Below are 886 nucleotides of genomic sequence, written 5' to 3' on the forward strand. Positions count from 1 at the left end.
ACTTGTAAATGACATTCTGTTGCGGGAATAGCTCAGTTGGTAGAGCACGACCTTGCCAAGGTCGGGGTCGCGAGTTCGAGTCTCGTTTCCCGCTCCAATCTCTCTTCGAATTCTTCATAATCCCTCTGAATTGCCCCTCACATCGCGCTGCGATGCTTTGTCGTATCTGGCGTTTACTCAGCGTGTCTCTGTCGCCTTCTGCAAACAGGAAGGGGATGTGGGCTCATTGTGCGGGTTGTGTGAGGGAAAGGTGGTTGGCAGGAAGAATTGCGGGCAAAAAAGAGGAGGGGCCTTGGCTCCTCCTGCATGATTCACTGGCGCGGGCTTAGACCAGAGTAACGTTCTCAGCCTGAGGGCCTTTTTTGCCCTGGGTCACAGTGAACTGGACTTTTTGACCTTCAGCCAGGGTTTTGAAACCGGTGCTCTGGATGGAGGAGAAGTGAACGAATACGTCCGGACCCTGGGATTGTTCAATAAAGCCAAAACCCTTGGTTTCGTTGAACCATTTTACCTGGCCGGTGCGAATGTCAGACATGTGCTAAATCCTATCAATAACAAAATGAAACTAAGCCCGTGCTGGGCTGCATTTGCCTTGCAAGCAGGGGTTGGCTCATGACTGACCACGTCTCTTTGTCCCAGTAGCACGTAGAACAATCCCTGTCTAAAGCACAAACGATTGTACGTTAGCGCCGATCCTTGTCAATTTGACCCCTTTCGTTTTTTGAACAAGCTAAAAATATTGTGAAGTCAGTAGCTTATTTGAAGAGATTTGACCGGAAAAAAACGGGAGGCCAGCGCCTCCCGTTTTTGTTATTCCTTGAGGGCGAACCCTTCGCCCTGCCGGTCATAGCGGTAGACTGCCTGACCGTAGGAGCGGATCTCGACC

The 886-nt window shown here is 50.8% G+C and carries 1 protein-coding gene, 1 tRNA gene and 1 pseudogene; 1 reads left to right on the forward strand and 2 read right to left on the reverse strand.

Going from position 1 to position 886, the window contains the following annotated elements:
- Positions 1-21: 21 nt before the first annotated feature.
- Positions 22-97 (forward strand) — tRNA-Gly (locus tag DBR30_RS17810).
- Between the two features lie 228 nt (positions 98-325).
- Here the strand turns inward: DBR30_RS17810 and DBR30_RS17815 are convergent.
- Both DBR30_RS17815 and DBR30_RS22500 read right to left on the reverse strand, forming a co-directional pair.
- Positions 326-535, reverse strand: a complete 210-nt coding sequence (locus tag DBR30_RS17815; RefSeq protein ID WP_005338972.1) for a cold-shock protein — start codon at positions 533-535, stop codon at positions 326-328.
- Positions 536-810: 275 nt separating this feature from the next.
- Positions 811-886, reverse strand: a pseudogene (locus tag DBR30_RS22500) (LysM-like peptidoglycan-binding domain-containing protein); the annotation flags it as partial.

Source organism: Aeromonas sp. HMWF017, assembly GCF_003061465.1.
Classification (GTDB): domain Bacteria; phylum Pseudomonadota; class Gammaproteobacteria; order Enterobacterales; family Aeromonadaceae; genus Aeromonas; species Aeromonas veronii.